Source organism: Streptomyces venezuelae, from assembly GCF_008642335.1.
In the GTDB taxonomy this organism is placed as follows: domain Bacteria; phylum Actinomycetota; class Actinomycetes; order Streptomycetales; family Streptomycetaceae; genus Streptomyces; species Streptomyces venezuelae_F.
The window spans coordinates 4,839,918-4,865,423 of sequence record NZ_CP029191.1 but is presented as its reverse complement, the minus strand read 5'-3'; the positions used below and the strand labels follow the sequence as shown (position 1 = coordinate 4,865,423).

The window sequence follows — 25,506 nt, the reverse complement described above, 5'->3', positions numbered from 1 at the left end:
CCTCGGTCACTTCGGGGTGACCACCTTGTAGTTCTTGGGGACCTGCGCGTCGGGGCGGCGCAGATACAGCGGCCTGGGCTCCAGGAGCTCCTCGCCCGCGGCCAGCTTCTCGGCGGCGAGCGAGGCCAGCGCGGCCGCCGAGACGTGCTCGGGGGCGCGGGCGTCGGGGAACGTGTCGGGGTAGAGCAGCGCGCCCGCGCCGACGGCGGGCAGTCCCTCGACCTCGGCGGCGATGTCGGCGGGCCGGTCGACCGCGGGCTCGCCCACGCGCGTGCGCACGTCTTCGTAGCGGGCCCAGTAGACCTCCTTGCGGCGGGCGTCGGTGGCCACCACGAAGGGACCGCTTTCGATGCCCGAGGCGTACGCGAGGCCGTCCAGCGTGCACACGCCGTGCACCGGGACGTCGAGGGCGAGGCCGAAGGTGTCGGCGGTCATCAGGCCGACGCGGAGGCCGGTGTAGGGGCCGGGGCCCACGCCGACGACGATGCCGGTCACGGCGTCGAGCCGCAGGCCGGCCTCGGCGAGCACACGGTCGACGGCCGGAAGCAGCAGTTCCCCGTGGCGGCGGGCGTCGACCTGGCTCGACTCCGAGACGGCTGAGGAGCCGTCGTGGAGGGCGACGGTGACGGCGGGCGTTGCGGTATCCAGAGCGAGCAAGAGCACGCGAACAGCCTACGGCTCCCGGGCGCCGCGCACGGCCCGCACGGGGATGAGGTGCGGCTGCCCGGGGATGGGGCACGGCTGCTGCTACCGTCACTCCGTAGCCGTACGCAGTACGAAGAGGTGGGTGGCGCAAGGTGTCAAGGAGCAGCTCGGGATTCGTGGCCGGGCTCACCGCTGCCGCGCTCGCGGCGGTCGGGTTCCTCGCCTTCCAGGCATCGGCCAGCGCGCCGGATCACCCGGAGAAGGCCGACAAGTCGCCCTCAGCCTCCGCGTCGCGCTCCCCCAAGGACAAGAAGAACCCCGCGGCCCTGCCCGCGCAGTCCGGCACCGGCGAGCGCGTCGTGTACTCCCTAGAGGACGACCGCGTCTGGCTGGTCGAGGCGTCCGGCAAGGTCAAGCAGACGTTCAAGGTCACCCCGGGCACGGTCGACCCGGCTCCGGGCACGTACGCGGTCACGTCCCGCACGGGTCGTGTCACCGGTACGGACGGGGTGCCGATCGAGAACGTCGTGGTCTTCACGCTCACCGACGGGGTCGCGATCGGCTTCAGTGCCGCCGTGGACGGCTCGACGCCGAAGCCGGACCCGTCGAAGAAGACGGGCGGCATCCGTCAGTCGCGCGAGCAGGCCAAGACGATGTGGGAGTTCGCGCTGCGCGACAAGAAGGTCGTCGTCGTTCCCTGATCGCCGTTCCCTGATCAGTGCCGCTTCGCGGGCGTGGGCGTACGCGCGGGCTCGGGGTCGCTCGGCGGCGTGGAGACGGCGCTCGCGGCGGCGCACGACGCGAGCAGATCGCTCATCGACAGGTTCGGGGGTTCCGAGGAGTGCGAGGAGTCCACGGCGGCCGATGGTCCGGGCAGCCTCTTCCCGCGCGGCTGAGCGCAGGCGTCACGTTCTGTAGCCGTCATGGATGCCTCCTGGGGGCTCCGGGGGCAGACGTGGTTAGGTAGACCTAACCAGGACCGGTATCCATGTGACCACGCCCGGCGCTCGCAACGCAACATTTTGCCGACGCCTTGTCGGAACGTTCGGTCGAACGTACGAGAAACGCCCCGGACCAGAGGCCCGGGGCGGGGAATTCGAGCGCGGGCCGTAAGGCCCCTCAAGCGCTCAGTGACGCCAGATCCGCGTCGGCCCAGCGCGCGCCGAGCCCGGTGACCGTCACCTCGCGCACCTCGTCGGCCGCGTCGTCCGTCGCGCCGCCCGCCGTGTCGCCCACGGTGCGGTCGATGACGACCCGCAGCCGGTCGTCCGACAGCTCCTCGACCTTGCCGTCGCCCCACTCGACGACGATCACGGACTCGGGCAGCGACACGTCGAGGTCCAGGTCCTCCATCTCGTCGAGCCCGCCGCCGAGGCGGTACGCGTCGACGTGGACCAGCGAGGGGCCGTCACCGAGCGGCGGGTGCACGCGGGCGATGACGAAGGTCGGGGAGGTGACGGCGCCGCGCACACCGAGGCCCTCGCCGAGGCCGCGGGTCAGCGTCGTCTTCCCGGCGCCGAGCTCGCCGGTGAGCATGACGAGGTCGCCGGGGCGCAACAGCTTGGCCAGACGACGCCCCAACTCGCCCATGCGTTCGGGGGAGTTGACGGTGATCTTCAGAGTGACGGCCGGAGCCTCGTGGTGCGGTGCTTCCATACCGCCCACGGTAGCGGCTGGGAGCGCGCGCCCGGGCCCACCGCCTGCGCTCAGGCCCGCCGCCCGGCCCCCCGCACAGCCCCCGCCCGTACCAGCAGGTCGGCGAGGCGGTCCATGACGACCTCCGGGTGCTCCAGCATCACCAGGTGACCCGCGTCCGGGACCAGGACCAGTTCGGCGTCGGGCAGCAGGTGGGCGATGGCCTCACTGTGCTCGCTCGGGGTGACCAGGTCCTCGTCGCCCGCGAGGACGAGCACCGGCAGCTCGGCGAAGTGCTTGAGCGCCGCCGCCTTGTCGTGCTCGGCGAAGGCCGGGTAGAACTCCGCGACCACGTCGATGGGCGTCGCCTCGATCATCCGCTCCGCGAACCGCGCGATCGCCGGGTCCACGTCCTTGCGCGAGAACGAGTACCGCTTGATGACGCCCGCGAAGAGGTCCGCCGTGGCCCGCCGCCCCCGCTCCACCAGCTCCGCCTGCGAGCCGAGCGCCCGCAGCAGGCCGGGCAGCACCCGCCGGACCGCGTTCATCCCGGCCACCGGAAGGCCGAAGTTCACCTCGCCGAGCTGCCCCGACGACGTGCCGACGAGGGCGACCCCCACCACGCGCTCGCGGATCAGCTCGGGGAACTGGTCGGCGAGCGCCATGGTCGTCATACCGCCCATGGAGTGCCCGACGAGGACGAGCGGCCCCTCGGGCGCCGCGGCGTCGATGACGGCCTTCAGGTCGCGCCCCAGCTGGTCGATGGAGACCGGCACGCCGTGCTCGACCTGGTCCACCCCGCGCGCCGAACGGGCGTGGCTGCGCTGGTCCCAGTAGACGGCGCGGACGACACCGCGCAGGGCGGCCCGCTGGAAGTGCCAGGAGTCCTGGCTCAGGCAGTACCCGTGGCTGAAGACGACGGTGACGGGCGCGGGCTCCCGACGCCCGAAGAGCCGACGCCGCCGCGGGGCCTGGCCACCGCCCTCCGCGCCGCCTCCGGCCCGGTCGGTGCCCTCGGCCGGCTCGACCTCTTCGACCTCGTACGAGAGCTCCGTGCCGTCGTCCGCGTACGCCGTGCCGGGCATGCCGCGCAGCGAGCCGTACGGCCCCGACGCGTCGAGCGCCAGCCGCGCCTTCTTGCGCATGCCGCGGCCGACGGTGAGCCGCTCTATGGCGACGCCTGCGGCCGCACCCGCGGCCAGGACGCCTATCGCCGCGCCCGCGACGCCTGCCCGGCGCCAGTTCCCGGCCGCGGCGGCGGCCTCCGACACCGCTTCCGCCGCGGCCGCCCCCGTGCTGCTCTCGCTCACGTGCCGCTCCTCGTCAGTTCCCGGTCCGTTCCGGTCGGGTTCCCGGTCCTTCCCGGTCGGTTACCCGTCAGTTCCCTGTCGGTCCCCGGTCAGTCGTCGGGCCGCTCGTTCACGTAGACGCGCGGGACGCGCGATCCGATGCGGGTGACGATTTCGTACGCGATGGTGCCCGCGGCCTGCGCCCAGTCCTCGGCGGTCGGCTCGCCCCGGTCACCGGGGCCGAACAGCACGGCCTCCGCGCCCACTTCGGGCTCGTCCCCGCCGAGGTCCACGACGAACTGGTCCATCGCGACGCGCCCCGCGACCGTCCGCAGCTTGCCGTCGACGAGGACGGGGGCCGTGCCGGAGGCGTGCCGCGGGACCCCGTCGCCATAGCCCGCCGGGATGAGGCCGAGGGTCGTCTCGCCGGGTGTGACGTAGTGGTGGCCGTAGCTCACGCCGTGGCCGGCCGGGGCGCGCTTCACGTGGGCGAGCGAGGCGGCGAGCGTCATGACGGGCCGCAGCCCGAAGTCCTGGGAGGTGCCCACCTCGGGGCTCGGCGAGACGCCGTACATCGCGATGCCCGGACGCACGAGGTCGAAGTGCGCCTCCGGAAGCGTCAGCATGCCCGGGGAGTTGGCGATGTGCCGCACCTCGGGGCGCAGCCCCCGCTCCTCGGCGTACGCGACCATCTCGCGGAAGACCGTGAGCTGCGCGGCGATCGACGGGTGCCCGGGTTCGTCGGCGCATGCGAAGTGCGACCAGAGCCCGGTGACCGTGACCAGGCCTTCGGCCTCGGCGCGCAGGACGCGGTCGACGAGGTCGGGCCAGTCGGCGGGCATGCAGCCGTTCCGCCCCAGACCCGTGTCGGCCTTGAGCTGGATACGCGCGGTACGCCCTGCCGCACGCGCGGCGGCCGTCACCTCGTCCAGCGCCCACAGTGCGCTCACCGACATGTCCAGGTCGGCCTCGACTCCCTCGCGCCAGGGCCCGCCGGGCGTCCACAGCCAGCACATGATGCGGCCGGGCAGCCCGGCGGCGCGCAGGGCCAGGGCCTCCTGGGGAGTGGCGGTGCCGATCCACGTGGCGCCGGCCTGGCGTGCGGCCCTGGCGCAGGGCACCATTCCGTGGCCGTAACCGTCCGCTTTCACCACGGCCATGAACGCGGCGTCCGGCGCGTGGGCGCGCAGCGCGCGCACGTTGGCGCGGAGGGCGGCGAGGTCGATCTCGGCCCGGACACGGAAAGGTGCTGTCTCGTTCATCGCGGACAAGTGTCTCAGAGCCCGCCGACACCCCTGCTTCCGCAGGCCTTGGCCCCGGGCGCAAGCCCGGTCAGCTCACGTTGCCGGGCCCTGTGACGCCATGACGCCCCCCCCGGCCTCACCGATCGCCCCTCCCCACCTCCCGCCACATCGCGGGAATCGCGTTCGCCACGTCCTGCGCCCCCACGGGCGCCCCCGCCGACGCGTGCCGCCCGGCGAGCCCATGGAGGTACGCGCCGACCGACCCCGCGTCCCGCGCGTCGAGTCCCGCCGCCAGGAGGGACCCGGCGAGCCCGGACAGCACGTCGCCGCTGCCCGCCGTGGCGAGCCAGGGCGTCCCGGTCGGGTTGACCCGCACCGGACCCTCGCCCGAGGCCACCAGGGTCGTCGACCCCTTCAGCAGCACCGTCGCCCCGTACCGCCGCGCCAGCTCCCGTACGGCGGAGAGGCGCCCCGCCTCGACCTCTTCCCTGGCCACGCCGAGCAGCGCGGCGGCCTCCCCGGCGTGCGGGGTGAGGAGCGTCGGGGCCCGCCGATCCCGTACGTCCCGCTCCCCGGCGAGCCGCAGCCCGTCGGCGTCGATCAGCACGGGCACGTCCGCGGCGAGGACCTCGCCGAGCCGTTCCGCGTCCTCGCCGAGTCCGGGTCCCACGACCCACGCCTGCACGCGCCCGGCCTTGGACGGCGGCCCCGCGGACACCAGGGTCTCGGGGAACCGCGCGATGACGGCGTCCGCGGCGGGCCCCACGTACCGGACGGCCCCCGCTCCCCCGCGCAGCGCGCCCGCGACGGCGAGGACGGCCGCGCCGGGATACCGCTCGGATCCGGCCACGATGCCCACGACCCCGCGCCGGTACTTGTCGCTCTCCCCGCCGGGCACGGGCAGCAGCCGCTCGACGTCCGCGAACTGCAGCGCCTCGGCCTCCGCACACCCCAGTTCCGCCGGTTCGAGCCCGATGTCGACGAGCCGCACGACACCGGCGTACTCGCGGCCCGGATCGATGAGAAGGCCCGGCTTGTACGCGCCGAACGTCACCGTCACATCGGCCCGCACCGCCTCCCCTCGCACCTCACCAGTGTCGGCGTCCACACCGCTCGGCAGGTCCACGGCGACGACCACGGCGTCCCGCACCGCCGCCACGAGCCGCGCGGCGTCCTCCCGCAGCCCACCCCGGCCCCCGATGCCCACGATCCCGTCCACGACGAGTTGGGCCCGTGCGACAACACCCTCGGCCCGCTCCTCGTCGGCGCCCACCACCACGCCCCCGGCGGCCCGCAGCGCGGCGAGCCCCCCGGAGTGCGCACGCTCGGGCGCGAGCAGCACGGCACTGACCCCGGCACCGCGCCGGGCGAGCCGGGCACCGGCATACAGGGCGTCGCCCCCGTTGTCCCCGCTGCCCACGAGCAGCGTGACTCTCGCCCCGTACACCTTGCCGAGCAGCTGGGCGCACTCGGCGGCGAGTCCGGCCGCCGCACGCTGCATCAACACACCTTCGGGCCCCCGGGCCATCACGACCCTCTCGCCCGCCCTGACGCTCTCCACGCTGTACGCAGTACGCATACGCCCAGTCTGCCCCCGCACGGGCGGCGCCCGCCGGACGAGGCCCGCCTATCCCTCCGCCACCACCACCGCGGAGGCGACCCCCGCGTCATGGCTGAGCGACACGTGCCAGGACCGCACCCCCAGCACCGAGGCCCGCTCGGCCACCGTGCCCTTCACCCGGACCCGGGGCTGTCCGCTCTCCTCGACGTACACCTCGGCGTCGGTCCACCGCAGCCCCGCGGGCGCCCCCAGCGCCTTGGCCAACGCCTCCTTCGCCGCGAACCGCGCCGCCAGCGAGGCGATGCCCCGCCGCTCCCCGCCCGGCAGCAGCAACTCGCTCTCCACGAAGAGCCGCTCCGCCATCCCGGGCGTCCGCTCCAGCGCGGCGCCGAACCGCTCGATCTCCGCGACGTCGATGCCAACCCCAATAATCACCGGGTCAGCGTGACACACCCCACCCCCCACCCCACCCCCCGTCCTGTTCAAACAGCCGTAACAATGGACTGTGATCTCTTCGGTCTCCGTGCCCCCGACGGCACCCCGGAGCGCCCACCGGCCCAAGCCGGAGGCGACTCCCTACGTCGACCTCACCCGCACCGAGTGGAGCGCGCTTCGCGAGAAGACGCCGCTCCCCCTGACGGCGGAAGAGGTGGAACAGCTCCGCGGCCTCGGCGACGTCATCGACCTGGACGAGGTCCGCGACATCTACCTGCCGCTCTCGCGCCTGCTGAACCTGTACGTGGGCGCGACGGACGGCCTGCGCGGCGCCCTCAACACCTTCCTCGGCGAGAAGGGTTCCCAGTCCGGCACGCCCTTCGTCATAGGGGTCGCCGGTTCCGTGGCGGTCGGCAAGTCCACCGTCGCCCGCCTCCTCCAGGCGCTGCTCTCCCGCTGGCCGGAACACCCGCGCGTGGAGCGCGTCACGACGGACGGCTTCCTCCTCCCCACGAAGGAGCTGGAGGCCCGCGGCCTGATGTCCCGCAAGGGTTTCCCGGAGTCGTACGACCGCCGTGCGCTGACCCGTTTCGTCGCGGACATCAAGGCGGGCAAGGACGAGGTGACGGCGCCCGTCTACTCCCACCTGATCTACGACATCGTCCCGGACCGGCGCCTCACGGTCCGCCGCCCCGACATCCTCATCGTCGAGGGCCTGAACGTCCTGCAGCCCGCGCTCCCCGGCAAGGACGGCCGCACGCGCGTGGGCCTCGCGGACTACTTCGACTTCAGCGTGTACGTCGACGCCCGCGCGGACGACATCGAGCGCTGGTACCTGAACCGCTTCAAGAAGCTGCGCCAGACGGCGTTCCAGAACCCGTCGTCGTACTTCCGCAAGTACACGCAGGTGTCGGAGGAAGAGGCGCTCGACTACGCCCGCACCACCTGGCGGACCATCAACAAGCTGAACCTGGTGGAGAACGTGGCCCCCACCCGGAGCCGCGCCACCCTGGTCGTCCGCAAGGGCCCCGACCACAAGGTCCAACGCCTCAGCCTGCGCAAACTGTAGGAGCGTCGGCGCGGACCGCGGGAGCCGCGGCCCGGCTAACCTGCGTCCATGCTGCACCTGCGCCTGATCACGCCCCCGGACAGAACCGACGACGTCGTCGACCTGATCGAGGGGACGGTCGGCACCACCCATCTCGCGGTGCTCCCGGGCGCGGCCCGCAACCCCGCGGGCGATGTCGTCATGTGCGACGTGGCCCGTGAGGCGGGCGACGAACTCATCGGCGGTCTGCGCGGACTCGGCATCGACGAGACCGGCTCGATCGCCGTGGAGACCATCGACCTGTCGCTGTCCCGGCGCGCGGAGGAGGCCGCGGACGACGCGCCCGGCGAGGGCGCGGACGCCGTCCTGTGGGAGCAGCTGGCCGACGCGACCCACGAGGAGTCGACGCTGTCGGTCACGTACGTCGCGTTCATCACGCTCGCCACGATGATCGCGGCGTGCGGTGTGGTCCTCGACAACGCGATCCTGATCGTCGGCGCGATGGCGGTGGGCCCGGAGTTCGGCCCGCTGGCCGGCTTCTGCACGGCCCTGGTCCAGCGCGCGCCCCGCCTGGCCCTGCGCTCGCTGATCGCGCTGCTCGTCGGCTTCGCGGCGGCGATGGCGGTGACGGTCGGGTTCAGCTACTTCATGGACGCGATGGACCTGTTCACGGACGACGCCCTCAAGGCGGAGCGCCCGAACACGAACTTCATCTACCGGCCCGACTGGTTCTCGTTCGTGGTGGCCGTCCTCGCGGGCGCCGCGGGCACGCTCTCCCTCACCTCGGCGAAGTCGGGCGCGCTGGTGGGCGTGGCGATCTCCGTGACGACGGTCCCCGCCGCCGCGAACGCCGCGGTCGCCTTCAGCTACGACGAGTACAAGCAGGCCTGGGGCTCCACGGAGCAGCTCCTGTTGAACCTGCTCGGCATCATCCTCGCGGGCACGCTCACGCTGCTCGCCCAGAAGATCCTCTGGGCCAGGCAGCGCGAGCGCACCGCGAAGACAGCGCGGGTCTAGCCCAGCGCGGACTTCACCACGTCGGCGAGGCGGCCGGCCACGGACCGGGCCTGCTCGATGTCCGCGGCCTCCACCATGACCCGCACCAGCGGCTCGGTCCCGGAGGGGCGCAGCAGTACGCGGCCGGTGGTGCCGAGCTCGCGCTCCGCGTCGACGACCGCGGCGGACAGCTCGGCGGAGGTCTTCACGCGCGACTTGTCGACGTCGGGCACGTTGATGAGGACCTGCGGGAGCCGCTCCATGACGCTCGCGAGGTCGGCGAGCGAACGGCCCGTCTCGGCGACGCGCGCCGCGAGCAGCAGCCCGGTCAGCGTGCCGTCGCCGGTCGTCGCGTGGTCGAGGATGATCACGTGCCCGGACTGCTCGCCGCCGAGCGCGAAGCCGTGCTCCTTCATCGACTCCAGCACGTACCGGTCGCCGACGGAGGTCTGCACCAGCGAGAGTCCCTGGCCCTCCATGGCGAGCTTGAAGCCGAGGTTCGACATGACCGTGGCGACGACCGTGTCGTGGCGCAGCGTGCCGTGCTCGCGCATGGCGAGGGCGAGCACCGCGAGGATCTGGTCGCCGTCGACCTCGGCGCCCGTGTGGTCCACGGCGAGGCAGCGGTCGGCGTCCCCGTCGTGCGCGACGCCGAAGTCGGCCTTGTGCTCGACGACGGCGGCCTTGAGCAGGTCGAGGTGCGTGGACCCGCACCCGTCGTTGATGTTCAGGCCGTCGGGCTGGGCGCCGATCGTGATGACCTCGGCACCGGCCCGCGAGAACGCCTCGGGCGAGACGCGCGCGGCGGCACCGTGCGCCTCGTCGAGGACGATCTTCAGCCCGTCGAGACGGTTCGGGAGGACCCCGATGAGGTGGGCCACGTACTGGTCGAGCCCCTGGTCGTACGACTTCACGCGACCGACGCCCGACCCCGTGGGCCGCTGCCACGGGGCACCCGTGCGGTGCTCCTCGTAGACGGACTCGATGCGGTCCTCCAGCTCGTCGGCGAGCTTGTGGCCGCCGCGGGCGAAGAACTTGATGCCGTTGTCGGGCATCGCGTTGTGGCTGGCGGAGAGCATGACACCGAGGTCGGCGCCCAGCGCACCGGTGAGATGCGCCACCGCGGGGGTGGGCAGCACACCGACGCGCAGGACGTCCACGCCCGCGCTCGCGAGGCCCGCGACCACCGCGGCCTCCAGGAACTCCCCGGACGCGCGCGGATCACGCCCGACCACCGCTACCGGGCGGTGGCCTTCAAAGGTGCCCGCCTCGGCGAGTACGTGCGCCGCTGCCACGGAGAGACCGAGCGCGAGCTCGGCCGTCAGATCCGCGTTGGCGACACCGCGCACGCCGTCCGTGCCGAAGAGTCGTCCCACTGCTGTCCTCCGAACGTTCCAGAAAAGCGAATTGCCTCAGGGGTTCCTGAATGGTTCCTGAATGGTCCTGAATAGACGAACGCCCCGGCAGCACGGTGAGTGCCGCCGGGGCGAACGAAAGTACGAGCAGGCAGCGATTAGCGCTTGCTGTACTGCGGAGCCTTACGGGCCTTCTTGAGACCGGCCTTCTTGCGCTCGACCGCACGGTCGTCACGCTTGAGGTAACCGGCCTTCTTGAGGGCGCCGCGGTTGTTCTCGACGTCGGCCTCGTTCAGCGCACGGGCGACACCGAGACGGAGCGCACCGGCCTGGCCGGAGACGCCGCCACCCGAGATGCGGGCGATGACGTCGTAGCGGCCGTCGAGCTCGAGCACCTTGAAGGGCTCGTTGACTTCCTGCTGGTGGACCTTGTTCGGGAAGTAGTCCTCGAGCGTGCGCCCGTTGACCTTCCACTTGCCGGTGCCCGGGACGATCCGGACGCGGGCGATGGCGTTCTTGCGACGGCCCAGGCCGGCGGCCGGCTGGGGGTCGCCGAAGCGCGCGGCGTTCGACTCCGAGGTGTACTCGCCCTCGACGGGCGCCTCGGACTCGGTGGTGTACTGCTCTACGTCGACACCCTCGGTCTCTTCGACCGGCTGCTCAACGGTGGTCTCGGCCACGATTCTCCTCAGATTTCTTTACGTCTTAGGGGGTGGCCGGAACTACTGCGCGACCTGGGTGATCTCGAACGGGACCGGCTGCTGAGCGCCGTGCGGGTGCTGGTCGCCCGCGTAGACCTTCAGCTTCGAGAGCATCTGACGGCCCAGGGTGTTCTTGGGGAGCATGCCCTTGACGGCCTTCTCGACAGCCTTCTCGGGGCTCTTCTCGAGCAGCTCGTCGTAACGGACGGAACGCAGACCACCCGGGTAACCGGAGTGGCGGTACGCCATCTTCTGGGTCTTCTTGTTGCCGGAGAGGTGAACCTTCTCCGCGTTGATGATGATGACGAAGTCACCGGTGTCGACGTGGGGGGCGTAGATCGCCTTGTGCTTGCCACGCAGGAGGGTGGCAGCGGTGGTCGCCAGACGACCCAGGACGATGTCCTGAGCGTCGATGACGTGCCACTGGCGGGTCACGTCGCCGGGCTTGGGGCTGTACGTACGCACTTAGTAGCCTTCGCTTCTTCAGTGGATGGGGTCCAGACACACGGCACCCAGGAAGCGATCATGCAGCTGGGGCTCACAGTGCCGGGGACGCTGCCCGTATGCGAGCCACTGGTAACTGCTCCAGGGAACCTACGTAAGGGCCCTTTCGCGTGAGATCGAGGACACCAATACGTATCAATCGTCGAGAGTACCCGCGCTGGCCCGTACCGGTCAAAACGCGGCCCTGGAGCCAGGCACCGGCGACTCCCTCGCCATGGGCGGGTCCGCACTCTCCAGCGTAGCGGTCCGCACGCACGCCCACCCGACCGTGCCCGCCAGCACGCACAGCGTCACCGCATCCTTGAAGGCCCGCCGCGTCCCGGGCTCCAGCCACGGCCAGGTGAACCCCGGCACCTGCGGCACCAGCGCCACCCAGAACCACGGACTGCGCGCGGCCGCCCCCGGTGTCAGGGCCCCGGCGAGCAGCAGCGGCAGGACGACCAACAGATAGTGGTCGTACGACGGCCGGGAGACCAGAAAGGCCGAAAGCATCAGCATCACGGCGCATTCCACGACCCTCGCCGTCGCCACGCCCTCCTCTCCCCTCCCCCACCGCCGCCACGCACACCACACCCCGGCCGCCGCCGCGCCCCCGGCCAGCAGCGTGGCGCCCGACTCCGGCACCCCGAGCCGCGCGAGCACCGCGGCGGGCGATGCCTCATAGAGGCGTACGAAGGAGTCCTCGCCGCGCAGCAGGAAGGGCAGCGTCCGCGTGAAGAACCCGGCCGGGTCCGGCATGGCGAGCGCGGCGACCGCCGACACCAGCGCGGGCACGCCCACGGCCGCCGCGAGCGCCCACCACCTGCGCGCGAACACGAACAGAAGAAGCACGGGCGCGAGCAGCGGCTTCACGGCCACGGCCGCCCCGATGACGAGCCCGGCCGCGACCCACCGCCCGCGGCACACGAGGAGCAGCGCGCACGGCAGCGCGAGCGCGGAGCCCGCCGTCCAGTTGCCGAGCTGGACGAGGTGCCCGAAGGGCGCGAAGCCGAGGGCGAGCCCGAGCAGCCCGTACACGGCGAACCGACTCCGCAGTGGCACTCCGTACACCCGCAGCGCACACGCCCACCCCCCGACGAGCCCGCCGGTCACCCCCGCGGGCACCAGGAACCGCACCACGTCCGCGGGCAGCAGCGCCTGCGGGACCGCCGCGAGCACGGCGCCGGGGAGATAGAGGAAGTGCCGGTCGGCGTAGGGCGAGCGCCCGTGGAGCCAGGCGTCGGCGGCCCGCACCACGATGGCGTTGTCCATTCCGCCCTGCGGAGAGGCGAGGCCGACCCGGACGACCGCGGCGACGAGCACCACCCCGAGCACCCACCGGACGTACGACTCGGCCGGCTTCTCCCACCACCCACAAACGCCCTCTTTGCCCGAATTCATACGCTTCAGGCTAGGCCTGACGCCCCGCGCAACCCCCGCTCAACATCCCGGGAAGCACGTCTAAGATGCGCCCCATGAGCTTTGGGCAAGGGGGACCTCAGTGGGGTCCGGGCGGAACGGGCGGACCCGGTGGCGGGCCCACGCCCGACTGGGCGGCGCTCGCCGAGGCCTCCGAGGCGCGCACCCGCCGCCGCAAGTGGCTGCTGATCGGCGGCGGAGTCTTCGCGACCGTCGGCATCGCCGCCGCCGTCGCCATCACCGTCGTCACGGCGAACAGCGACGAACCCTCCGCGTCGAACAAGCCGGCCGGCGAGCTGCCGACGGCCGCGGACATCCCGGGCGCGAGCAAGGAGGCGGAGCCGTCCTTCGAGGCGACCACACCGCCGCCCCCGCCGGACCCCAAGGACTTCATCTCCAGCGCCAAGAAGGACAAGGCGCCGCTCACCCCCGAGGGCATGTTCCCCGGCAAGTCGTGGCGGACCGGCGAGCGCCTCTACAAGAAGGGCGCGACCGACAGCACCACGAAGTGCACGTCGGTCACCCAGCCCGCCCTCGCCTCGGTCCTCGCCAGGAACGACTGCACGCGCCTGATCCGCGCCAGCTACATCAGGGACGGTGTCGCGGTCACGATCGGCGTCGCCGTGTTCGACACGGCCGCCGACGCGACGAAGGTCAAGGAGCAGGCGGAGAAGGGCCTCGTGAACTCGCTGTCCGGCAAGGGCGTGCCCTCCTTCTGCCGCACGGGCGTGTGCCGCGGCACCTACAACGCCTACGGCCGCTACGCGTACTTCACCACCACCGGCTACACCAGCGGCAAGAACGTGACGACGGGCGACCGCAAGGCGTACGGCGTCGGCGACGACCTCTCCCGCTTCGCGTTCCAGCGCATCCACCTGCGCGGCACGGCTCAGGCGTCGGCCGCCGCCGAAGCCCCGCAGTAGCCGGTTCCGGCGGACCTCAGCAGCACCCGGCCCCGGGCAGCGTCCGCTTGTTGCGCGCCTCCTTGCTGCGCGCGGCGAGCAGGTCGTCGGCGGGGTAGCCGACCTCTTCGAGCGTCAGCCCGTGCGGCCGCACGACGTGCACGGCGGAGTCCCGCACACCCGCGCGGAGCACCTTCTCCGGCCACTCCACGGGCCGGTGCCCGTCCCCCACGAACAGCATGGCGCCGACCAGCGAGCGCACCATGTTGTGGCAGAACGCGTCGGCCCGCACAGTCGCTTCGAGAATCCCGTCCGTCCGCCGCTCCCACCGCAGTTCCTGCAGCGTACGAATGGTCGTGGCACCCTCGCGCTTCTTGCAGTACGCGGCGAAGTCGTGCTCACCGACGAGCCGCTCGGCCGCGGCGTTCATGGCGTCGAGGTCCAGGGCCCAGTCGTGCCACAGCACGTGCCCCCGCAGCAGCGGGTCGACGCCGCCGGGGTGGTCGGTCACGCGGTACGCGTACCGCCGCCACACGGCCGCGAACCGGGCGTTGAACCCGGCGGGCGCCTCGGCGACCTTCCACACCCGCACGTCGTGCGGCAGCCGCCCGGCGAGCCTGCGCAGCAGCTTGTCGCCGTGCTCGGCCCACACGCTCTCCGGCAGGTCGACATGGGCGACCTGCCCCCGGGCGTGCACGCCACTGTCGGTCCGCCCCGCGACGGTCAGCTCGTACGTCTCCTGCGACCGCGTCACCGTCCGCAGTGCGGCCTCGATCTCCCCCTGGACGGTCCGCTGCCCCTGCTTCTGCTTGGCCCAGCCGGAGAAATCCCTGCCGTCATAAGAAAGATCCAACCGCACCCGCACGAACCCGGGCTCTACTTCATCGCTCACAACCGCAATCCTCTCAGCGCCCCATACATGCGAAAGCGGGCCCGCCCCGAAGGGCGGACCCGCTCACTGCAAGGCAGAGCCTCAGGCGTCCTTCGACTCCTCGGCGGCCTCAACCGGCGCGTCCTCGGCGGGCGCGTCCTTCTTGAGGGTGTCTTCCTTGACGGCACGCTTCGTGGCCGCCTCGGCCTCACCGGTGGCCTCCTGGGCCACGGTCAGGGCCTCCACCAGCTCGATGATCGCCATGGGCGCGTTGTCGCCACGACGGTTACCGATCTTGGTGATACGGGTGTAGCCACCCGGGCGGTTCTCGTAGCGCGGGCCGATCTCCGTGAAGAGCGTGTGCACGATGCTCTTGTCGGTGATGACGGACAGCACCTGGCGGCGGTTGTGAAGGTCACCCTTCTTCGCCTTGGTGACCAGACGCTCCGCGTACGGACGCAGACGACGGGCCTTGGCCTCGGTCGTCGTGATCCGGCCGTGCTCGAAGAGCTGCTTGGCGAGGTTCGCCAGCAGAAGCTTCTCGTGCGCGGCGCTGCCGCCCAGACGGGCACCCTTGGTGGGCTTCGGCATGGTGTTTCTCCTAGTGATCTGCCCCGGCCGTATCAGGTACCGGGGACAGGGCCCCGAGGGCGGACGCCCTCGGGCAGTTCATCAGTACTGCTCGGTCTCGACGAACCCGGCGTCCGCGTCGTCGTCAGCCCCGAAGGCGTCAGCGGCAGCGGTCGGGTCGAAGCCGGGAGGCGAGTCCTTCAGCGCGAGACCCATGCCGTTGAGCTTCATCTTGACCTCGTCGATCGACTTCGCACCGAAGTTGCGGATGTCGAGCAGGTCCGCCTCGGAGCGGGCCACGAGCTCACCCACGGAGTGGATGCCCTCGCGCTTGAGGCAGTTGTACGACCGAACGGTGAGCTCGAGCTCCTCGATCGGCAGCGCCAGGTCGGCGGCAAGGGCGGCGTCCGTGGGGGACGGGCCCATGTCGATGCCCTCGGCGTCGATGTTGAGCTCACGGGCGAGACCGAAGAGCTCGACCAGCGTCTTACCGGCGGAGGCCATGGCGTCACGCGGACGCATCGCCTGCTTGGTCTCGACGTCGACGATCAGCTTGTCGAAGTCGGTGCGCTGCTCGACACGGGTCGCCTCGACCTTGTACGTGACCTTGAGGACCGGCGAGTAGATCGAGTCGACCGGGATGCGGCCGATCTCCTGGCCGACCTGCTTGTTCTGCACCGCGGAGACGTAGCCGCGACCGCGCTCGACGGTCAGCTCCATCTCCAGCTTGCCCTTGCCGTTGAGCGTGGCGAGGACCAGGTCGGGGTTGTGCACCTCGACACCGGCCGGCGGGGCGATGTCAGCGGCGGTCACGAGGCCCGGGCCCTGCTTGCGCAGGTACATCACGACGGGCTCGTCGTGCTCGCTGGACACGACCAGCTGCTTGATGTTGAGGATGAGGTCGGTGACGTCCTCCTTGACACCCGGCACGGTGGTGAACTCGTGCAGGACACCGTCGATGCGGATGCTGGTGACAGCAGCGCCGGGGATCGACGAGAGCAGGGTGCGGCGGAGGGAGTTGCCGAGGGTGTAGCCGAAGCCCGGCTCCAGCGGCTCGATCACGAACCGGGAGCGGAATTCGTCGACGACCTCTTCGGTCAACGAGGGACGCTGAGCGATCAGCATGAAGTGATTCCTTCAGTCATGGGCACCCACTATTTGATGCCCTTGAGTACTACAAGGGTACGGGCGATACGACTCCGAAGAGCCGTACCGCCCGGAACCTCAAGTCAAGCGACGTACGAACGTCAGACGCGACGACGCTTGGGCGGACGGCAGCCGTTGTGCGGCGTGGGCGTCACGTCCTGGATGGAGCCGACCTCGAGACCGGTCGCCTGCAGCGAACGGATGGCCGTCTCGCGGCCCGAACCCGGGCCCTTGACGAACACGTCGACCTTGCGCATGCCGTGCTCCTGGGCGCGACGGGCAGCCGACTCGGCGGCCATCTGCGCGGCGAACGGCGTGGACTTGCGCGAGCCCTTGAAGCCGACGTGGCCGGCGGAGGCCCACGAGATCACGTTGCCGGTCGGGTCCGTGATGGACACGATCGTGTTGTTGAACGTGCTCTTGATGTGAGCGTGCCCGTGGGCGACGTTCTTCTTTTCCTTGCGGCGCACCTTCTTGGCAGCGCCCTGACGACCCTTGGGGGGCATCTATAACTCCTACGGGAGGTGGTCGGTCCTGCAGCGTCAGCTGTCGATAGACCGCTGAGCGAGGACTACTTCTTGCCCGGCTTCTTCTTACCGGCGATGGCGCGACGCGGGCCCTTGCGGGTGCGGGCGTTGGTGCTGGTGCGCTGACCGCGGACGGGCAGACCACGACGGTGACGGAGACCCTGGTAGCAACCGATCTCGACCTTGCGGCGGATGTCGGCCTGGATCTCGCGACGGAGGTCACCCTCGGTCTTGATGTTGGCGTCCACGTACTCACGGATCTTGACGAGGTCTTCCTCGGTCAGGTCGCGAACGCGGGTGTTGCGGTCCACCTCGGTGGCGTCCAGCGTCTGCTGGGCCAGCGTGCGGCCGATGCCGAACACGTAGGTGAGGGCGACCTCGATGCGCTTGTCGCGCGGGAGGTCAACGCCTTCAACGCGTGCCATTCATGGCTCCTGTTGATTCTTCGGAGGTCTTCGGCAGAACCACTCCCAGTGGCCGTATGAGGTACCGGCTGGGTCCCCGGCCTCCGACCGGGGGTGTCGCCCTCCATATACCGATGGATCTGAAGAGGGACGTGCTCTGCGTATTGATTACGTGCGTCGCGCGAAAATCTGCGAACTGCAGTCGTGCGTCAGCCCTGGCGCTGCTTGTGGCGCGGGTTGTCGCAGATGATCATGACCCGGCCGTGACGGCGGATCACCCTGCACTTGTCGCAGATCTTCTTGACGCTCGGCTTGACCTTCATTGGGTGAGGTTCTCCGGGTCAGTGCCACCACCCCGCGCGAGCGGGATGCGGGCAAGATCTACTTGTACCGGTAGACGATCCGGCCACGCGTCAGGTCGTACGGAGACAGCTCCACCACGACCCGGTCGTCAGGGAGGATGCGGATGTAGTGCATGCGCATCTTGCCGCTGATGTGTGCCAGGACCTGGTGGCCGTTCTGGAGCTCCACCTTGAACATGGCGTTCGGAAGAGACTCGACGACAGTGCCTTCGATCTCGATGGCACCTTGCTTCTTGGCCACGCTTCGCCCTTCGAATCGACTACCTTGATCGACTACATGCTCCGTATGCAGACACACGGATGCACGAGAGCCGACGCGTCAGTCTACGTCAGTGCACTCGGAAAGACGAATCGAGAAAGTCTGCCCCACGACGAAGATCCTTAAGCAAGCGGGTGCGGACCTCAGCCCAGCGGGTCCGGCGCGGTCGTCACGCCGTACTCCGCCAGCTTCGCCTTCCCGCAGTCCGGAGCCGTCAGGACGATCGGCCCCTCCTCCGTGAGGGCGATCGTGTGCTCCCAGTGCGAGGACCAGGTCCCGTCCGTGGTGATGACGGTCCAGTCGTCCTCCAGGACCTCCGTGCGCGGGGTGCCGAGGGAGACCATGGGCTCGATGGCGAGGCAGAAGCCGGGGACCAGCTTCGGGCCCTTGCCGCGGCGGCGCTCGACGTAGTTCAGGAGGTGCGGGTCCATGTGCATCTCGGTGCCGATGCCGTGGCCGCCGTAGTCCTCGACGATCCCGTACTTGCCGCCGCCCGGCTTCGGCTGCCGGCGGATGTACGTCTCGATGGCGCGGGAGATGTCGACGAGCCGGTTGCCCTGCTTCATGGCCGCGAGACCGGCCCACATGGACTCCTCGGTCACCCGCGAGAGCTCGATCAGCTCCGGAGCGTGACCGGTGCCCACGAACGCCGTGTAGGCCGCGTCGCCGTGCCAGCCGTCGACGATGGCGCCCGCGTCGATGGAGATGATGTCGCCGTCCTTCAGGACGGTCTTGTCGTCGGGGATGCCGTGCACGACGACCTCGTTGACCGACGTGCAGATCGTCGCGGGGAACCCGCCGTACCCCAGGAAGTTCGACTTCGCCCCGTGCTCCGCGATCACCTTGCGGGCGACTTCGTCCAGATCCTTCGTCGTGGCGCCGGGCACCGCGGCCTCCCGGGTCGCGGCGTGAATCGCGGCGACGACAAGGCCCGCCTCACGCATCTTCGCGATCTGCTCGGGGGTCTTGATCTGCACCATGGGGTTCCGCTCTCCGTCTTCCGTCCGACAACCGACGTATACAACACTACGGCCGCGGTCCCCCGAGGGGCACCGCGGCCGGAAACAGCGTACTGAACTACTTGTCGCCCTTGAGCGCGTCCATCGCGCGCTCGGTGACCTCGTCCACCTTGCCGAGCGCCGAGATCGTCACGACCAGACCCTGGGTCCGGTAGTAGTCGATGATCGGCTCGGTCTGCGTGTGGTAGACCTCGAGCCGCTTGCGCACCGTGTCCTCGCTGTCGTCCTCGCGCTGGTAGAGCTCGCCGCCGCAGACGTCACAGACGCCTTCCTGCTTCGGCTTGCTGTACGTCACGTGGAAGACGTGGCTGGAGTCCTTGCGGCAGATCCGTCGGCCCGCGATCCGCTTGACGACCTCGTCCTCGGGGACCTCCAGGTCCAGGACGGCGTCGAGCTTCACGTCGTCGGCCTTGAGCGCCTCGTCCAGCGCCTCCGCCTGCGACACGTTGCGCGGGAACCCGTCGAGCAGGAAGCCGTTCTCGGCGTCCGGCTGCGCCATGCGGTCCTTCGCCATGGCGATGGTCACCTCGTCGGGGACGAGGTTCCCGGCGTCCATGTACGCCTTCGCCTGCTTGCCCAGGTCCGTGCCCTGACTGATGTTGGCACGGAAGAGGTCGCCCGTGGAGATGTGCGGGATCGACAGGTTCTTGGCGAGGAACGCGGCCTGCGTTCCCTTGCCCGCACCGGGCGGCCCGACGAGGACGATTCGCATCAGCGGAGGAACCCTTCGTAATTGCGCTGCTGGAGCTGGCTCTCGATCTGCTTCACGGTTTCCAGACCCACACCCACGATGATGAGGATGCTCGTCCCGCCGAACGGGAAGTTCTGGTTCGCCTGGAAGCCCACCAACGCCATCGTCGGCACAAGAGCGATCAGACCCAGATACAGCGAACCCGGCCAGGTGATCCGGTTGAGTACGTAACTCAGGTACTCAGCGGTCGGACGGCCAGCCCGGATGCCCGGGATGAAGCCACCATACTTCTTCATGTTGTCGGCGACTTCCTCGGGGTTGAAGGAGATCGCGACGTAGAAGAAGGCGAAGAAGACGATCAGGATGAAGTACGTGGCGATGTAAATCGGATGGTCACCCTTGGTCAGGTTCGCCTCGATCCACGTCTTCCATCCCGAGTTGCCGCCCGCGAACTGAGCGACGAGCGCGGGAATGTAAAGCAGCGACGAGGCGAAGATCACAGGGATGATGCCCGCCTGGTTGACCTTCAGCGGAATGTACGTCGACGTACCGCCGTAGGACCTGCGGCCGATCATTCGCTTCGCGTACTGGACCGGAATGCGACGCTGCGCCTGCTCGACGAAGACCACCAGGCCGACCATGACGAGACCGACCGCGATGACGGTGCCGAACTCGATCCAGCCGCCCGCCAGGTCACCCTGCTGCTTGATGGCCCACAGGGCGCTCGGGAAGGTCGCGGCGATCGAGATGAACATCAGGATCGACATGCCGTTGCCGATGCCGCGGTCGGTGATGAGCTCACCGAGCCACATGACGCACGCCGTACCGGCGGTCATGGTGATGACCATCGTGATGGTGACGAAGATCGACTGGTCGGGCACGATCTCGCTGGCCACGGGGCAGCCCTGGAAGAGGGTGCCGGTGCGGGCGGTGGCCACGAGGCCGGTGCCCTGAAGGATCGCGAGCGCGATGGTCAGATAGCGCGTGTACTGCGTGATCTTCGCGGTGCCGGCCTGGCCCTCCTTCTTGAGGGCCTCGAGTCGCGGGATCACCACGGTCAGCAGCTGCAGAATGATGCTCGCCGTGATGTACGGCATGATGCCGAGCGCGAAGATCGTGATCTGCAGCAGCGCGCCACCGCTGAACATGTTGACCAGACCGAACAGGCCCTGGTTCGCGTTGGCGTTGTCGATGCAGGTCTGGACGTTCCGGTAGTCGACACCGGGAATCGGCACATGCGTACCCACCCGGTAGATCACGATGATGCCGAGTGTGAAGAGCAGCTTCTTGCGCAGGTCGGGCGTCTTGAACGCCCGGGCGAACGCGGTGAGCACGGTGCCTCCTGCGACCCCCGCGCGCGTGCGTCAGAGGTAATGGTCTGAGGTTCGACGAATACGTATCAGTCAAGAAAACCGTGCGGGCAGACCGCACGGAGCTTAGACAGTGCACGCCACCTTACCGGCGACCGTGCCCCCCTAGGAACGACCAACCGGGGATGCCCCTTTTGTGGGGCATCCCCGGCTGGGAATCGCTCATGTCATCGACACGTCTGGATGAATCAGACGAGCTCGGTGACGGTACCGCCGGCGGCGGTGATCTTCTCCTTGGCGGAGCCGGAGACGGCGTCGACCGTCACCTGCAGCGCCACGGTGACCTCACCCTGGCCGAGCACCTTGACGAGGCTGTTCTTGCGAACGGCACCCTTGGCGACGAGACCCTCGACGGTGACCTCGCCACCCTCCGGGTACAGCGCGCTCAGCTTGTCGAGGTTCACGACCTGGAACTCGGTCTTGAACGGGTTCTTGAAGCCCTTGAGCTTCGGGAGACGCATGTGGAGGGGCATCTGGCCACCCTCGAAGCGCTCCGGAACCTGGTAACGGGCCTTGGTGCCCTTGGTACCACGACCAGCGGTCTTACCCTTGGACGCCTCACCACGACCCACACGGGTCTTGGCGGTCTTGGCGCCCGGGGCGGGCCGGAGGTTGTGGACCTTCAGCGGGTTCTGCTCCGCCATGTCAGTCGACCTCCTCAACCGTCACGAGGTGGCGGACGGTGTGCACCATGCCGCGGAACTCGGGGCGGTCCTCCTTGACGACCTGCGTGTTGATGCCCTTGAGACCAAGGGAACGCAGGGTGTCGCGGTGGTTCTGCTTGCTGCCGATGTACGACTTCGTCTGCGTGATCTTGAGCTGTGCCATTACGCACCCGCTCCCGCACGCGCACGAAGGAGAGCCGCGGGGGCGACGTCCTCGAGGGGCAGACCACGGCGAGCCGCGATCTCCTCGGGACGCTGCAGGCCCTTGAGGGCCGCCACGGTCGCGTGCACGATGTTGATCGCGTTGTCGGAGCCCAGGGACTTCGACAGGATGTCGTGCACGCCCGCGCACTCGAGCACGGCACGCACCGGGCCACCGGCGATAACACCGGTACCGGGGGAAGCAGGCTTGAGCAGGACGACGCCCGCGGCCTTCTCACCCTGGATGGGGTGCGGGATGGTGCCCTGGATACGGGGGACCTTGAAGAAGTGCTTCTTGGCCTCCTCAACACCCTTGGCGATGGCGGCCGGCACCTCCTTGGCCTTGCCGTAACCGACACCCACGGTGCCGTCACCGTCGCCCACTACGACGAGCGCAGTGAAGCTGAAGCGACGACCACCCTTCACAACCTTGGCGACGCGGTTGATCGCGACAACGCGCTCAACGTACGCGGTCTTCTCGGCGGCGGCGTTGCCACCGTCGCGACCCTTCCGGTCCCGCCGCTCGCCGCCACCGGCACCGCCACCGCGGCGCTGGGGTCCAGCCATTGGAATTACCTCTCTCTGTTTCCGCTAGCTACGGAACCGACTCAGAACTTGAGTCCGGCTTCGCGGGCGGCGTCCGCCAGGGCGGCGATGCGCCCGGCGTACTGGTTACCACCACGGTCGAACACGACAGTCTCGACACCGGCGGCCTTGGCGCGCTCGGCGACCAGGGCGCCGACCGACTTGGCGGCCGCGGACTTGTCGCCCTCGGCGCCGCGGATCGTGGTGTCCAGGGTCGACGCCGACGCAAGGGTGTGACCCTTGATGTCGTCGATGACCTGGGCCACGATGTGGCGGTTCGAGCGCGTCACGACCAGGCGCGGACGCTCAGCCGTACCCGAGATGTGCTTACGGATGCGGATGTGACGACGCTTGATGGCAGCACGCTTGTAAGCGTCGCCCTTAGCAATCTTGACACCGTATGCCATGGCTTACTTACCCGCCTTTCCGACCTTGCGGCGGATGACTTCGCCTTCGTACTTGACGCCCTTGGCCTTGTACGGGTCGGGCTTGCGCAGCTTGCGGATGTTGGCCGCAACCTCGCCGACCTTCTGCTTGTCGATGCCCTCGACCGAGAACTTGGTCGCCGATTCGACCTTGAAGGAGATGCCCTCGGGCGCCTCGATCAGGATCGGGTGGCTGTAGCCGAGCGAGAACTCCAGGTTGGAGCCCTTCGCCAGGACGCGGTAACCGACACCGCTGATTTCGAGCTTCTTCACGTAACCCTGGGTCACGCCGGTGATCATGTTCGCCACCAGCGTGCGGGACAGGCCGTGGAGGGCCTTGTTCTGACGCTCGTCGTTCGGGCGGGTGACGTTCAGGACGCCGTCCTCACCCTTAGCGATCTCGATCGGCGCGACGATGGTGTGGCTCAGGGATCCCTTGGGGCCCTTGACCGCGACCGTCTGGCCGTCGATGGTGACGTCCACGCCGGCGGGAACCGTGATGGGGAGCTTGCCAATACGCGACATTAGCTATTCCTCCGTTCCCGACTACCAGACGTAGGCGAGGACTTCCCCACCTACGCCCTTCTTGCCTGCCTGCTGGCCGGTCAGGAGACCGTGCGACGTGGAGATGATCGCCACGCCGAGGCCGCCGAGGACCTTCGGCAGGTTGGTGGACTTCGCGTAAACCCGGAGACCGGGCTTGGAGATCCGCTTGATGCCCGCGATGGAGCGCTCACGGTTCGGGCCGAACTTCAGCTCGAGAACGAGGTTCTTGCCGACCTCGGCGTCCTCGACCTTCCAGCCCGTGATGAAGCCCTCCTGCTGGAGGATCTCCGCGATGTGAGACTTGATCTTGCTGTGCGGCATCGCCACGGTGTCGTGGTACGCCGAGTTCGCGTTACGCAGACGAGTCAGCATGTCCGCGATCGGATCAGTCATGGTCATGAATTGGCCTTCGGCCTCTCTCGCCGGGGTTTCCTATCTGCGCCATCCCTCTCCCCACTCAGAGGCGGGACGGGTGCGGCGCGGGGACCTACGGCGTAGTAAGTCGGTCAGGGCGGCAGACGCCCAACCCTCCTAGCCTAAGCCATCTGGAGGAGGGCGGCTGCCAGCCCTTTACTTACCGAGAGATCCAGGCAGTCCCGAAAAGCGGGGACTACCAGGAGCTCTTGGTCACGCCCGGGAGCTCGCCACGGTGAGCCATCTCACGAAGGCACACGCGGCAGAGGCCGAACTTGCGGTAGACGGAGTGCGGACGGCCGCAGCGCTGGCAGCGGGTGTACGCACGCACACCGAACTTGGGCTTACGAGCAGCCTTGGCAATCAGAGCCTTCTTCGCCATCTCGCTTACGCCTCCTTGAACGGGAAGCCGAGGTGACGAAGGAGCGCACGGCCCTCAGCGTCGTTGGTCGCCGTGGTGACCACGGTGATGTCCATACCCCGGACGCGGTCGATCTTGTCCTGGTCGATCTCGTGGAACATGACCTGCTCCGTGAGACCGAAGGTGTAGTTGCCACGGCCGTCGAACTGCTTGGGGGACAGACCACGGAAGTCGCGGATGCGCGGCAGCGCGAGCGACAGGGTGCGGTCCAGGAACTCCCACATGCGGTCGCCACGGAGCGTGACGTGGCAGCCGATCGGCTGGCCCTCGCGCAGCTTGAACTGCGCGATGGACTTCCGGGCCTTCGTCACGGCCGGCTTCTGACCGGTGATCGTGGTGAGGTCGCGGATGGCGCCGTCGATCAGCTTCGAGTCACGGGCGGCGTCGCCGACACCCATGTTGACCACGATCTTGACCAGGCCGGGGATCTGCATGACGTTCTCGTACGAGAACTCCTCACGCAGCTTGCCCGTGATCTCCTCGCGGTACTTCGTCTTGAGACGCGGAGTGGTGGTGGTCGTCATCAGATGTCCTCACCCGTCCGCTTGGCAACGCGGATCTTGTTGCCCTCGTCGTCGAAGCGGTAACCGACGCGCGTGACGACCTTGTTGCCGTCCTTCTCCACGACCAGCTGGACGTTGGAGACGTGGACGGGGGCCTCGGTGGTCACGATGCCGCCGGCCTGCGAGCCGCTGGCGGTCGGGCCGGCCTTCGTGTGCTTCTTGACCCGGTTGACACCCTCGACCAGGACGCGCTCGTCGCGCGGGTAAGCGGCAATGACCTTGCCCTGCTTGCCCTTGTCCTTACCGGTGATGACCTGGACCAGGTCGCCCTTCTTGATCTTCATGCTTACAGCACCTCCGGCGCGAGCGAGATGATCTTCATGAACTTCTTCTCGCGCAGCTCACGGCCGACGGGGCCGAAGATACGGGTGCCGCGAGGGTCGCCGTCGTTCTTCAGAATGACGGCGGCGTTCTCGTCGAAGCGGATGTACGAGCCGTCCGGACGGCGGCGCTCCTTGACGGTGCGAACGATGACCGCCTTGACGACGTCACCCTTCTTCACGTTGCCACCGGGGATCGCGTCCTTCACGGTGGCGACGATGACGTCACCGATGCCCGCGTAGCGGCGACCCGAGCCACCGAGAACACGGATGGTGAGAATTTCCTTCGCACCCGTGTTGTCGGCGACGCGCAGTCGCGACTCCTGCTGGATCACGTCTATCTCCTGTTTGTCTGCCGGTTCCCGGCAGGGGCTTCTCTCTCACGAGATGGGCCCCTGCCGAGCCTGGCGGAACGAACCCTGAGGGATACCCCT

General features: G+C 69.3%; 35 protein-coding genes. 4 read left to right on the top strand and 31 right to left on the bottom strand.

Translation table 11 applies throughout. The features are described from left to right. Positions 1 to 6 precede the first annotated feature (6 nt). Positions 7 to 663 carry a tRNA (adenosine(37)-N6)-threonylcarbamoyltransferase complex dimerization subunit type 1 TsaB gene (gene tsaB, locus DEJ49_RS22200; RefSeq protein ID WP_150185760.1) on the bottom strand — a complete coding sequence of 219 codons (657 nt, stop codon included), beginning with the start codon at positions 661 to 663 and terminating at the stop codon, positions 7 to 9. Positions 664 to 797: 134 nt separating this feature from the next. Here tsaB and DEJ49_RS22195 point away from each other — a divergent pair, with 134 nt between their 5' ends. Next, complete coding sequence (locus tag DEJ49_RS22195; RefSeq protein WP_150185759.1) at positions 798 to 1,346, top strand: L,D-transpeptidase; 549 nt, start codon at positions 798 to 800, stop codon at positions 1,344 to 1,346. A 14-nt stretch (positions 1,347 to 1,360) separates the two neighbouring features. Here DEJ49_RS22195 and DEJ49_RS22190 read toward each other — a convergent pair whose 3' ends face one another. From DEJ49_RS22190 to DEJ49_RS22165, 6 genes are all read right to left on the bottom strand, one after another. Continuing rightward, positions 1,361 to 1,570: a hypothetical protein gene (locus tag DEJ49_RS22190; RefSeq protein WP_150185758.1), complete on the bottom strand. Its 210-nt coding sequence runs from the start codon at positions 1,568 to 1,570 to the stop codon at positions 1,361 to 1,363. A 194-nt stretch (positions 1,571 to 1,764) separates the two neighbouring features. Next, entirely contained in the window at positions 1,765 to 2,301 is a 537-nt protein-coding gene (gene tsaE, locus DEJ49_RS22185; RefSeq protein ID WP_150185757.1) for a tRNA (adenosine(37)-N6)-threonylcarbamoyltransferase complex ATPase subunit type 1 TsaE, read from the bottom strand. A 50-nt stretch (positions 2,302 to 2,351) separates the two neighbouring features. Continuing rightward, positions 2,352 to 3,590 (bottom strand): alpha/beta fold hydrolase, encoded by a 1,239-nt coding sequence (locus DEJ49_RS22180; protein ID WP_150185756.1) that lies wholly within the window; start codon positions 3,588 to 3,590, stop codon positions 2,352 to 2,354. Positions 3,591 to 3,679: 89 nt separating this feature from the next. Continuing rightward, positions 3,680 to 4,831, bottom strand: coding sequence for an alanine racemase (gene alr, locus DEJ49_RS22175; protein ID WP_150185755.1), 1,152 nt, complete (start codon positions 4,829 to 4,831; stop codon positions 3,680 to 3,682). Positions 4,832 to 4,949: 118 nt separating this feature from the next. Then, the gene (locus tag DEJ49_RS22170) at positions 4,950 to 6,392 is read right to left on the bottom strand and encodes an NAD(P)H-hydrate dehydratase (RefSeq protein WP_150185754.1); all 1,443 of its coding nucleotides are present in this window, start codon (positions 6,390 to 6,392) and stop codon (positions 4,950 to 4,952) included. A gap of 48 nt (positions 6,393 to 6,440) precedes the next feature. Then, positions 6,441 to 6,809 carry a holo-ACP synthase gene (locus tag DEJ49_RS22165; protein WP_150185753.1) on the bottom strand — a complete coding sequence of 123 codons (369 nt, stop codon included), beginning with the start codon at positions 6,807 to 6,809 and terminating at the stop codon, positions 6,441 to 6,443. A gap of 88 nt (positions 6,810 to 6,897) precedes the next feature. Between DEJ49_RS22165 and coaA the strand changes: the two genes are divergently transcribed. After that, complete coding sequence (gene coaA, locus DEJ49_RS22160) at positions 6,898 to 7,878, top strand: type I pantothenate kinase (RefSeq protein WP_150188386.1); 981 nt, start codon at positions 6,898 to 6,900, stop codon at positions 7,876 to 7,878. Positions 7,879 to 7,926: 48 nt separating this feature from the next. Beyond that, a complete protein-coding gene (locus tag DEJ49_RS22155; protein WP_150185752.1) occupies positions 7,927 to 8,874 on the top strand; it encodes a DUF389 domain-containing protein in 948 nt (315 codons plus the stop codon). Here DEJ49_RS22155 and glmM read toward each other — a convergent pair. The 4 genes from glmM to DEJ49_RS22135 all read right to left on the bottom strand — a co-directional run bounded on the left by glmM (position 8,871) and on the right by DEJ49_RS22135 (position 12,793). Then, a complete protein-coding gene (glmM, locus tag DEJ49_RS22150; RefSeq protein WP_150185751.1) occupies positions 8,871 to 10,229 on the bottom strand; it encodes a phosphoglucosamine mutase in 1,359 nt (452 codons plus the stop codon). The genes DEJ49_RS22155 and glmM overlap by 4 nt on opposite strands. 137 nt (positions 10,230 to 10,366) lie before the next feature. Beyond that, complete coding sequence (rpsI, locus tag DEJ49_RS22145) at positions 10,367 to 10,888, bottom strand: 30S ribosomal protein S9 (protein WP_150185750.1); 522 nt, start codon at positions 10,886 to 10,888, stop codon at positions 10,367 to 10,369. 42 nt (positions 10,889 to 10,930) lie between these two features. Further along, positions 10,931 to 11,374 carry a 50S ribosomal protein L13 gene (gene rplM / locus DEJ49_RS22140; RefSeq protein ID WP_150171106.1) on the bottom strand — a complete coding sequence of 148 codons (444 nt, stop codon included), beginning with the start codon at positions 11,372 to 11,374 and terminating at the stop codon, positions 10,931 to 10,933. Between the two features lie 210 nt (positions 11,375 to 11,584). Continuing rightward, positions 11,585 to 12,793 carry a glycosyltransferase family 87 protein gene (locus tag DEJ49_RS22135; RefSeq protein WP_150185749.1) on the bottom strand — a complete coding sequence of 403 codons (1,209 nt, stop codon included), beginning with the start codon at positions 12,791 to 12,793 and terminating at the stop codon, positions 11,585 to 11,587. Positions 12,794 to 12,867: 74 nt separating this feature from the next. On the opposite strand from DEJ49_RS22135, the gene DEJ49_RS22130 reads away from it, so the two are divergent. Continuing rightward, positions 12,868 to 13,734, top strand: a complete 867-nt coding sequence (locus DEJ49_RS22130) for a hypothetical protein (protein ID WP_150185748.1) — start codon at positions 12,868 to 12,870, stop codon at positions 13,732 to 13,734. A gap of 16 nt (positions 13,735 to 13,750) precedes the next feature. Here the strand turns inward: DEJ49_RS22130 and truA are convergent, their stop codons facing one another. The 20 genes from truA to rplN all read right to left on the bottom strand — a co-directional run bounded on the left by truA (position 13,751) and on the right by rplN (position 25,407). Next, complete coding sequence (gene truA / locus DEJ49_RS22125) at positions 13,751 to 14,605, bottom strand: tRNA pseudouridine(38-40) synthase TruA (RefSeq protein ID WP_150185747.1); 855 nt, start codon at positions 14,603 to 14,605, stop codon at positions 13,751 to 13,753. A gap of 81 nt (positions 14,606 to 14,686) precedes the next feature. After that, positions 14,687 to 15,175, bottom strand: a complete 489-nt coding sequence (rplQ, locus tag DEJ49_RS22120; RefSeq protein ID WP_150185746.1) for a 50S ribosomal protein L17 — start codon at positions 15,173 to 15,175, stop codon at positions 14,687 to 14,689. An 81-nt stretch (positions 15,176 to 15,256) separates the two neighbouring features. After that, positions 15,257 to 16,279: a DNA-directed RNA polymerase subunit alpha gene (locus tag DEJ49_RS22115; protein WP_016645160.1), complete on the bottom strand. Its 1,023-nt coding sequence runs from the start codon at positions 16,277 to 16,279 to the stop codon at positions 15,257 to 15,259. A 122-nt stretch (positions 16,280 to 16,401) separates the two neighbouring features. After that, positions 16,402 to 16,806, bottom strand: a complete 405-nt coding sequence (gene rpsK, locus DEJ49_RS22110) for a 30S ribosomal protein S11 (protein WP_003948617.1) — start codon at positions 16,804 to 16,806, stop codon at positions 16,402 to 16,404. A 65-nt stretch (positions 16,807 to 16,871) separates the two neighbouring features. After that, positions 16,872 to 17,252 carry a 30S ribosomal protein S13 gene (gene rpsM, locus DEJ49_RS22105; protein WP_127912744.1) on the bottom strand — a complete coding sequence of 127 codons (381 nt, stop codon included), beginning with the start codon at positions 17,250 to 17,252 and terminating at the stop codon, positions 16,872 to 16,874. A gap of 188 nt (positions 17,253 to 17,440) precedes the next feature. After that, positions 17,441 to 17,554 carry a 50S ribosomal protein L36 gene (gene rpmJ / locus DEJ49_RS22100; protein ID WP_003948619.1) on the bottom strand — a complete coding sequence of 38 codons (114 nt, stop codon included), beginning with the start codon at positions 17,552 to 17,554 and terminating at the stop codon, positions 17,441 to 17,443. A gap of 58 nt (positions 17,555 to 17,612) precedes the next feature. Continuing rightward, the gene (infA, locus tag DEJ49_RS22095; RefSeq protein WP_003948620.1) at positions 17,613 to 17,834 is read right to left on the bottom strand and encodes a translation initiation factor IF-1; all 222 of its coding nucleotides are present in this window, start codon (positions 17,832 to 17,834) and stop codon (positions 17,613 to 17,615) included. Between the two features lie 161 nt (positions 17,835 to 17,995). Continuing rightward, a complete protein-coding gene (gene map / locus DEJ49_RS22090; protein ID WP_150185745.1) occupies positions 17,996 to 18,832 on the bottom strand; it encodes a type I methionyl aminopeptidase in 837 nt (278 codons plus the stop codon). A 97-nt stretch (positions 18,833 to 18,929) separates the two neighbouring features. Next, the gene (locus tag DEJ49_RS22085; RefSeq protein WP_150185744.1) at positions 18,930 to 19,583 is read right to left on the bottom strand and encodes an adenylate kinase; all 654 of its coding nucleotides are present in this window, start codon (positions 19,581 to 19,583) and stop codon (positions 18,930 to 18,932) included. Beyond that, on the bottom strand, positions 19,583 to 20,896 hold the full coding sequence (gene secY / locus DEJ49_RS22080) for a preprotein translocase subunit SecY (protein ID WP_150185743.1): 1,314 nt from the start codon (positions 20,894 to 20,896) through the stop codon (positions 19,583 to 19,585). The genes DEJ49_RS22085 and secY overlap by 1 nt, the downstream gene beginning before the upstream one ends. A gap of 224 nt (positions 20,897 to 21,120) precedes the next feature. Next, complete coding sequence (rplO, locus tag DEJ49_RS22075; protein ID WP_055564835.1) at positions 21,121 to 21,576, bottom strand: 50S ribosomal protein L15; 456 nt, start codon at positions 21,574 to 21,576, stop codon at positions 21,121 to 21,123. 1 nt (position 21,577) lies between these two features. Beyond that, the gene (gene rpmD, locus DEJ49_RS22070) at positions 21,578 to 21,760 is read right to left on the bottom strand and encodes a 50S ribosomal protein L30 (RefSeq protein ID WP_005481207.1); all 183 of its coding nucleotides are present in this window, start codon (positions 21,758 to 21,760) and stop codon (positions 21,578 to 21,580) included. Further along, complete coding sequence (gene rpsE / locus DEJ49_RS22065) at positions 21,760 to 22,365, bottom strand: 30S ribosomal protein S5 (protein WP_055564834.1); 606 nt, start codon at positions 22,363 to 22,365, stop codon at positions 21,760 to 21,762. Before rpsE ends, rpmD begins: the two co-directional genes overlap by 1 nt. A 41-nt stretch (positions 22,366 to 22,406) precedes the next feature. After that, positions 22,407 to 22,790, bottom strand: coding sequence for a 50S ribosomal protein L18 (rplR, locus tag DEJ49_RS22060; protein ID WP_055564833.1), 384 nt, complete (start codon positions 22,788 to 22,790; stop codon positions 22,407 to 22,409). Between the two features lie 3 nt (positions 22,791 to 22,793). Next, a complete protein-coding gene (gene rplF, locus DEJ49_RS22055) occupies positions 22,794 to 23,333 on the bottom strand; it encodes a 50S ribosomal protein L6 (RefSeq protein ID WP_030782548.1) in 540 nt (179 codons plus the stop codon). 21 nt (positions 23,334 to 23,354) lie between these two features. Beyond that, positions 23,355 to 23,753, bottom strand: a complete 399-nt coding sequence (gene rpsH, locus DEJ49_RS22050; protein WP_018528360.1) for a 30S ribosomal protein S8 — start codon at positions 23,751 to 23,753, stop codon at positions 23,355 to 23,357. Positions 23,754 to 23,964: 211 nt separating this feature from the next. Beyond that, entirely contained in the window at positions 23,965 to 24,150 is a 186-nt protein-coding gene (locus DEJ49_RS22040) for a type Z 30S ribosomal protein S14 (RefSeq protein WP_003956452.1), read from the bottom strand. A gap of 5 nt (positions 24,151 to 24,155) precedes the next feature. Then, positions 24,156 to 24,713 carry a 50S ribosomal protein L5 gene (rplE, locus tag DEJ49_RS22035; protein WP_055564831.1) on the bottom strand — a complete coding sequence of 186 codons (558 nt, stop codon included), beginning with the start codon at positions 24,711 to 24,713 and terminating at the stop codon, positions 24,156 to 24,158. Beyond that, the gene (gene rplX / locus DEJ49_RS22030) at positions 24,713 to 25,036 is read right to left on the bottom strand and encodes a 50S ribosomal protein L24 (protein ID WP_016645174.1); all 324 of its coding nucleotides are present in this window, start codon (positions 25,034 to 25,036) and stop codon (positions 24,713 to 24,715) included. The genes rplE and rplX overlap by 1 nt, the downstream gene beginning before the upstream one ends. 2 nt (positions 25,037 to 25,038) lie before the next feature. Next, positions 25,039 to 25,407 carry a 50S ribosomal protein L14 gene (rplN, locus tag DEJ49_RS22025; protein WP_003974257.1) on the bottom strand — a complete coding sequence of 123 codons (369 nt, stop codon included), beginning with the start codon at positions 25,405 to 25,407 and terminating at the stop codon, positions 25,039 to 25,041. Between the last annotated feature and the right edge of the window lie 99 nt (positions 25,408 to 25,506).

Excerpts from the sequence above, each read along its gene's own strand:
- DEJ49_RS22190 (WP_150185758.1), bottom strand. The coding sequence starts at position 1,570 with ATGACGGCTACAGAACGTGACGCCTGCGCTCAGCCGCGCGGGAAGAGG.
- tsaE (WP_150185757.1), bottom strand. The coding sequence starts at position 2,301 with ATGGAAGCACCGCACCACGAGGCTCCGGCCGTCACTCTGAAGATCACC.
- alr (WP_150185755.1), bottom strand. The coding sequence starts at position 4,831 with ATGAACGAGACAGCACCTTTCCGTGTCCGGGCCGAGATCGACCTCGCC.
- DEJ49_RS22170 (WP_150185754.1), bottom strand. The coding sequence starts at position 6,392 with ATGCGTACTGCGTACAGCGTGGAGAGCGTCAGGGCGGGCGAGAGGGTC.
- DEJ49_RS22155 (WP_150185752.1), top strand. The coding sequence starts at position 7,927 with ATGCTGCACCTGCGCCTGATCACGCCCCCGGACAGAACCGACGACGTC.
- DEJ49_RS22135 (WP_150185749.1), bottom strand. The coding sequence starts at position 12,793 with ATGAATTCGGGCAAAGAGGGCGTTTGTGGGTGGTGGGAGAAGCCGGCC.
- DEJ49_RS22130 (WP_150185748.1), top strand. The coding sequence starts at position 12,868 with ATGAGCTTTGGGCAAGGGGGACCTCAGTGGGGTCCGGGCGGAACGGGC.
- rplQ (WP_150185746.1), bottom strand. The coding sequence starts at position 15,175 with ATGCCGAAGCCCACCAAGGGTGCCCGTCTGGGCGGCAGCGCCGCGCAC.
- DEJ49_RS22115 (WP_016645160.1), bottom strand. The coding sequence starts at position 16,279 with ATGCTGATCGCTCAGCGTCCCTCGTTGACCGAAGAGGTCGTCGACGAA.
- rpsK (WP_003948617.1), bottom strand. The coding sequence starts at position 16,806 with ATGCCCCCCAAGGGTCGTCAGGGCGCTGCCAAGAAGGTGCGCCGCAAG.
- rpsM (WP_127912744.1), bottom strand. The coding sequence starts at position 17,252 with ATGGCACGCGTTGAAGGCGTTGACCTCCCGCGCGACAAGCGCATCGAG.
- rpmJ (WP_003948619.1), bottom strand. The coding sequence starts at position 17,554 with ATGAAGGTCAAGCCGAGCGTCAAGAAGATCTGCGACAAGTGCAGGGTG.
- map (WP_150185745.1), bottom strand. The coding sequence starts at position 18,832 with ATGGTGCAGATCAAGACCCCCGAGCAGATCGCGAAGATGCGTGAGGCG.
- DEJ49_RS22085 (WP_150185744.1), bottom strand. The coding sequence starts at position 19,583 with ATGCGAATCGTCCTCGTCGGGCCGCCCGGTGCGGGCAAGGGAACGCAG.
- rplO (WP_055564835.1), bottom strand. The coding sequence starts at position 21,576 with ATGGCGGAGCAGAACCCGCTGAAGGTCCACAACCTCCGGCCCGCCCCG.
- rpmD (WP_005481207.1), bottom strand. The coding sequence starts at position 21,760 with ATGGCACAGCTCAAGATCACGCAGACGAAGTCGTACATCGGCAGCAAG.
- rpsE (WP_055564834.1), bottom strand. The coding sequence starts at position 22,365 with ATGGCTGGACCCCAGCGCCGCGGTGGCGGTGCCGGTGGCGGCGAGCGG.
- rplR (WP_055564833.1), bottom strand. The coding sequence starts at position 22,790 with ATGGCATACGGTGTCAAGATTGCTAAGGGCGACGCTTACAAGCGTGCT.
- rplF (WP_030782548.1), bottom strand. The coding sequence starts at position 23,333 with ATGTCGCGTATTGGCAAGCTCCCCATCACGGTTCCCGCCGGCGTGGAC.
- rpsH (WP_018528360.1), bottom strand. The coding sequence starts at position 23,753 with ATGACCATGACTGATCCGATCGCGGACATGCTGACTCGTCTGCGTAAC.
- DEJ49_RS22040 (WP_003956452.1), bottom strand. The coding sequence starts at position 24,150 with ATGGCGAAGAAGGCTCTGATTGCCAAGGCTGCTCGTAAGCCCAAGTTC.
- rplE (WP_055564831.1), bottom strand. The coding sequence starts at position 24,713 with ATGACGACCACCACCACTCCGCGTCTCAAGACGAAGTACCGCGAGGAG.
- rplX (WP_016645174.1), bottom strand. The coding sequence starts at position 25,036 with ATGAAGATCAAGAAGGGCGACCTGGTCCAGGTCATCACCGGTAAGGAC.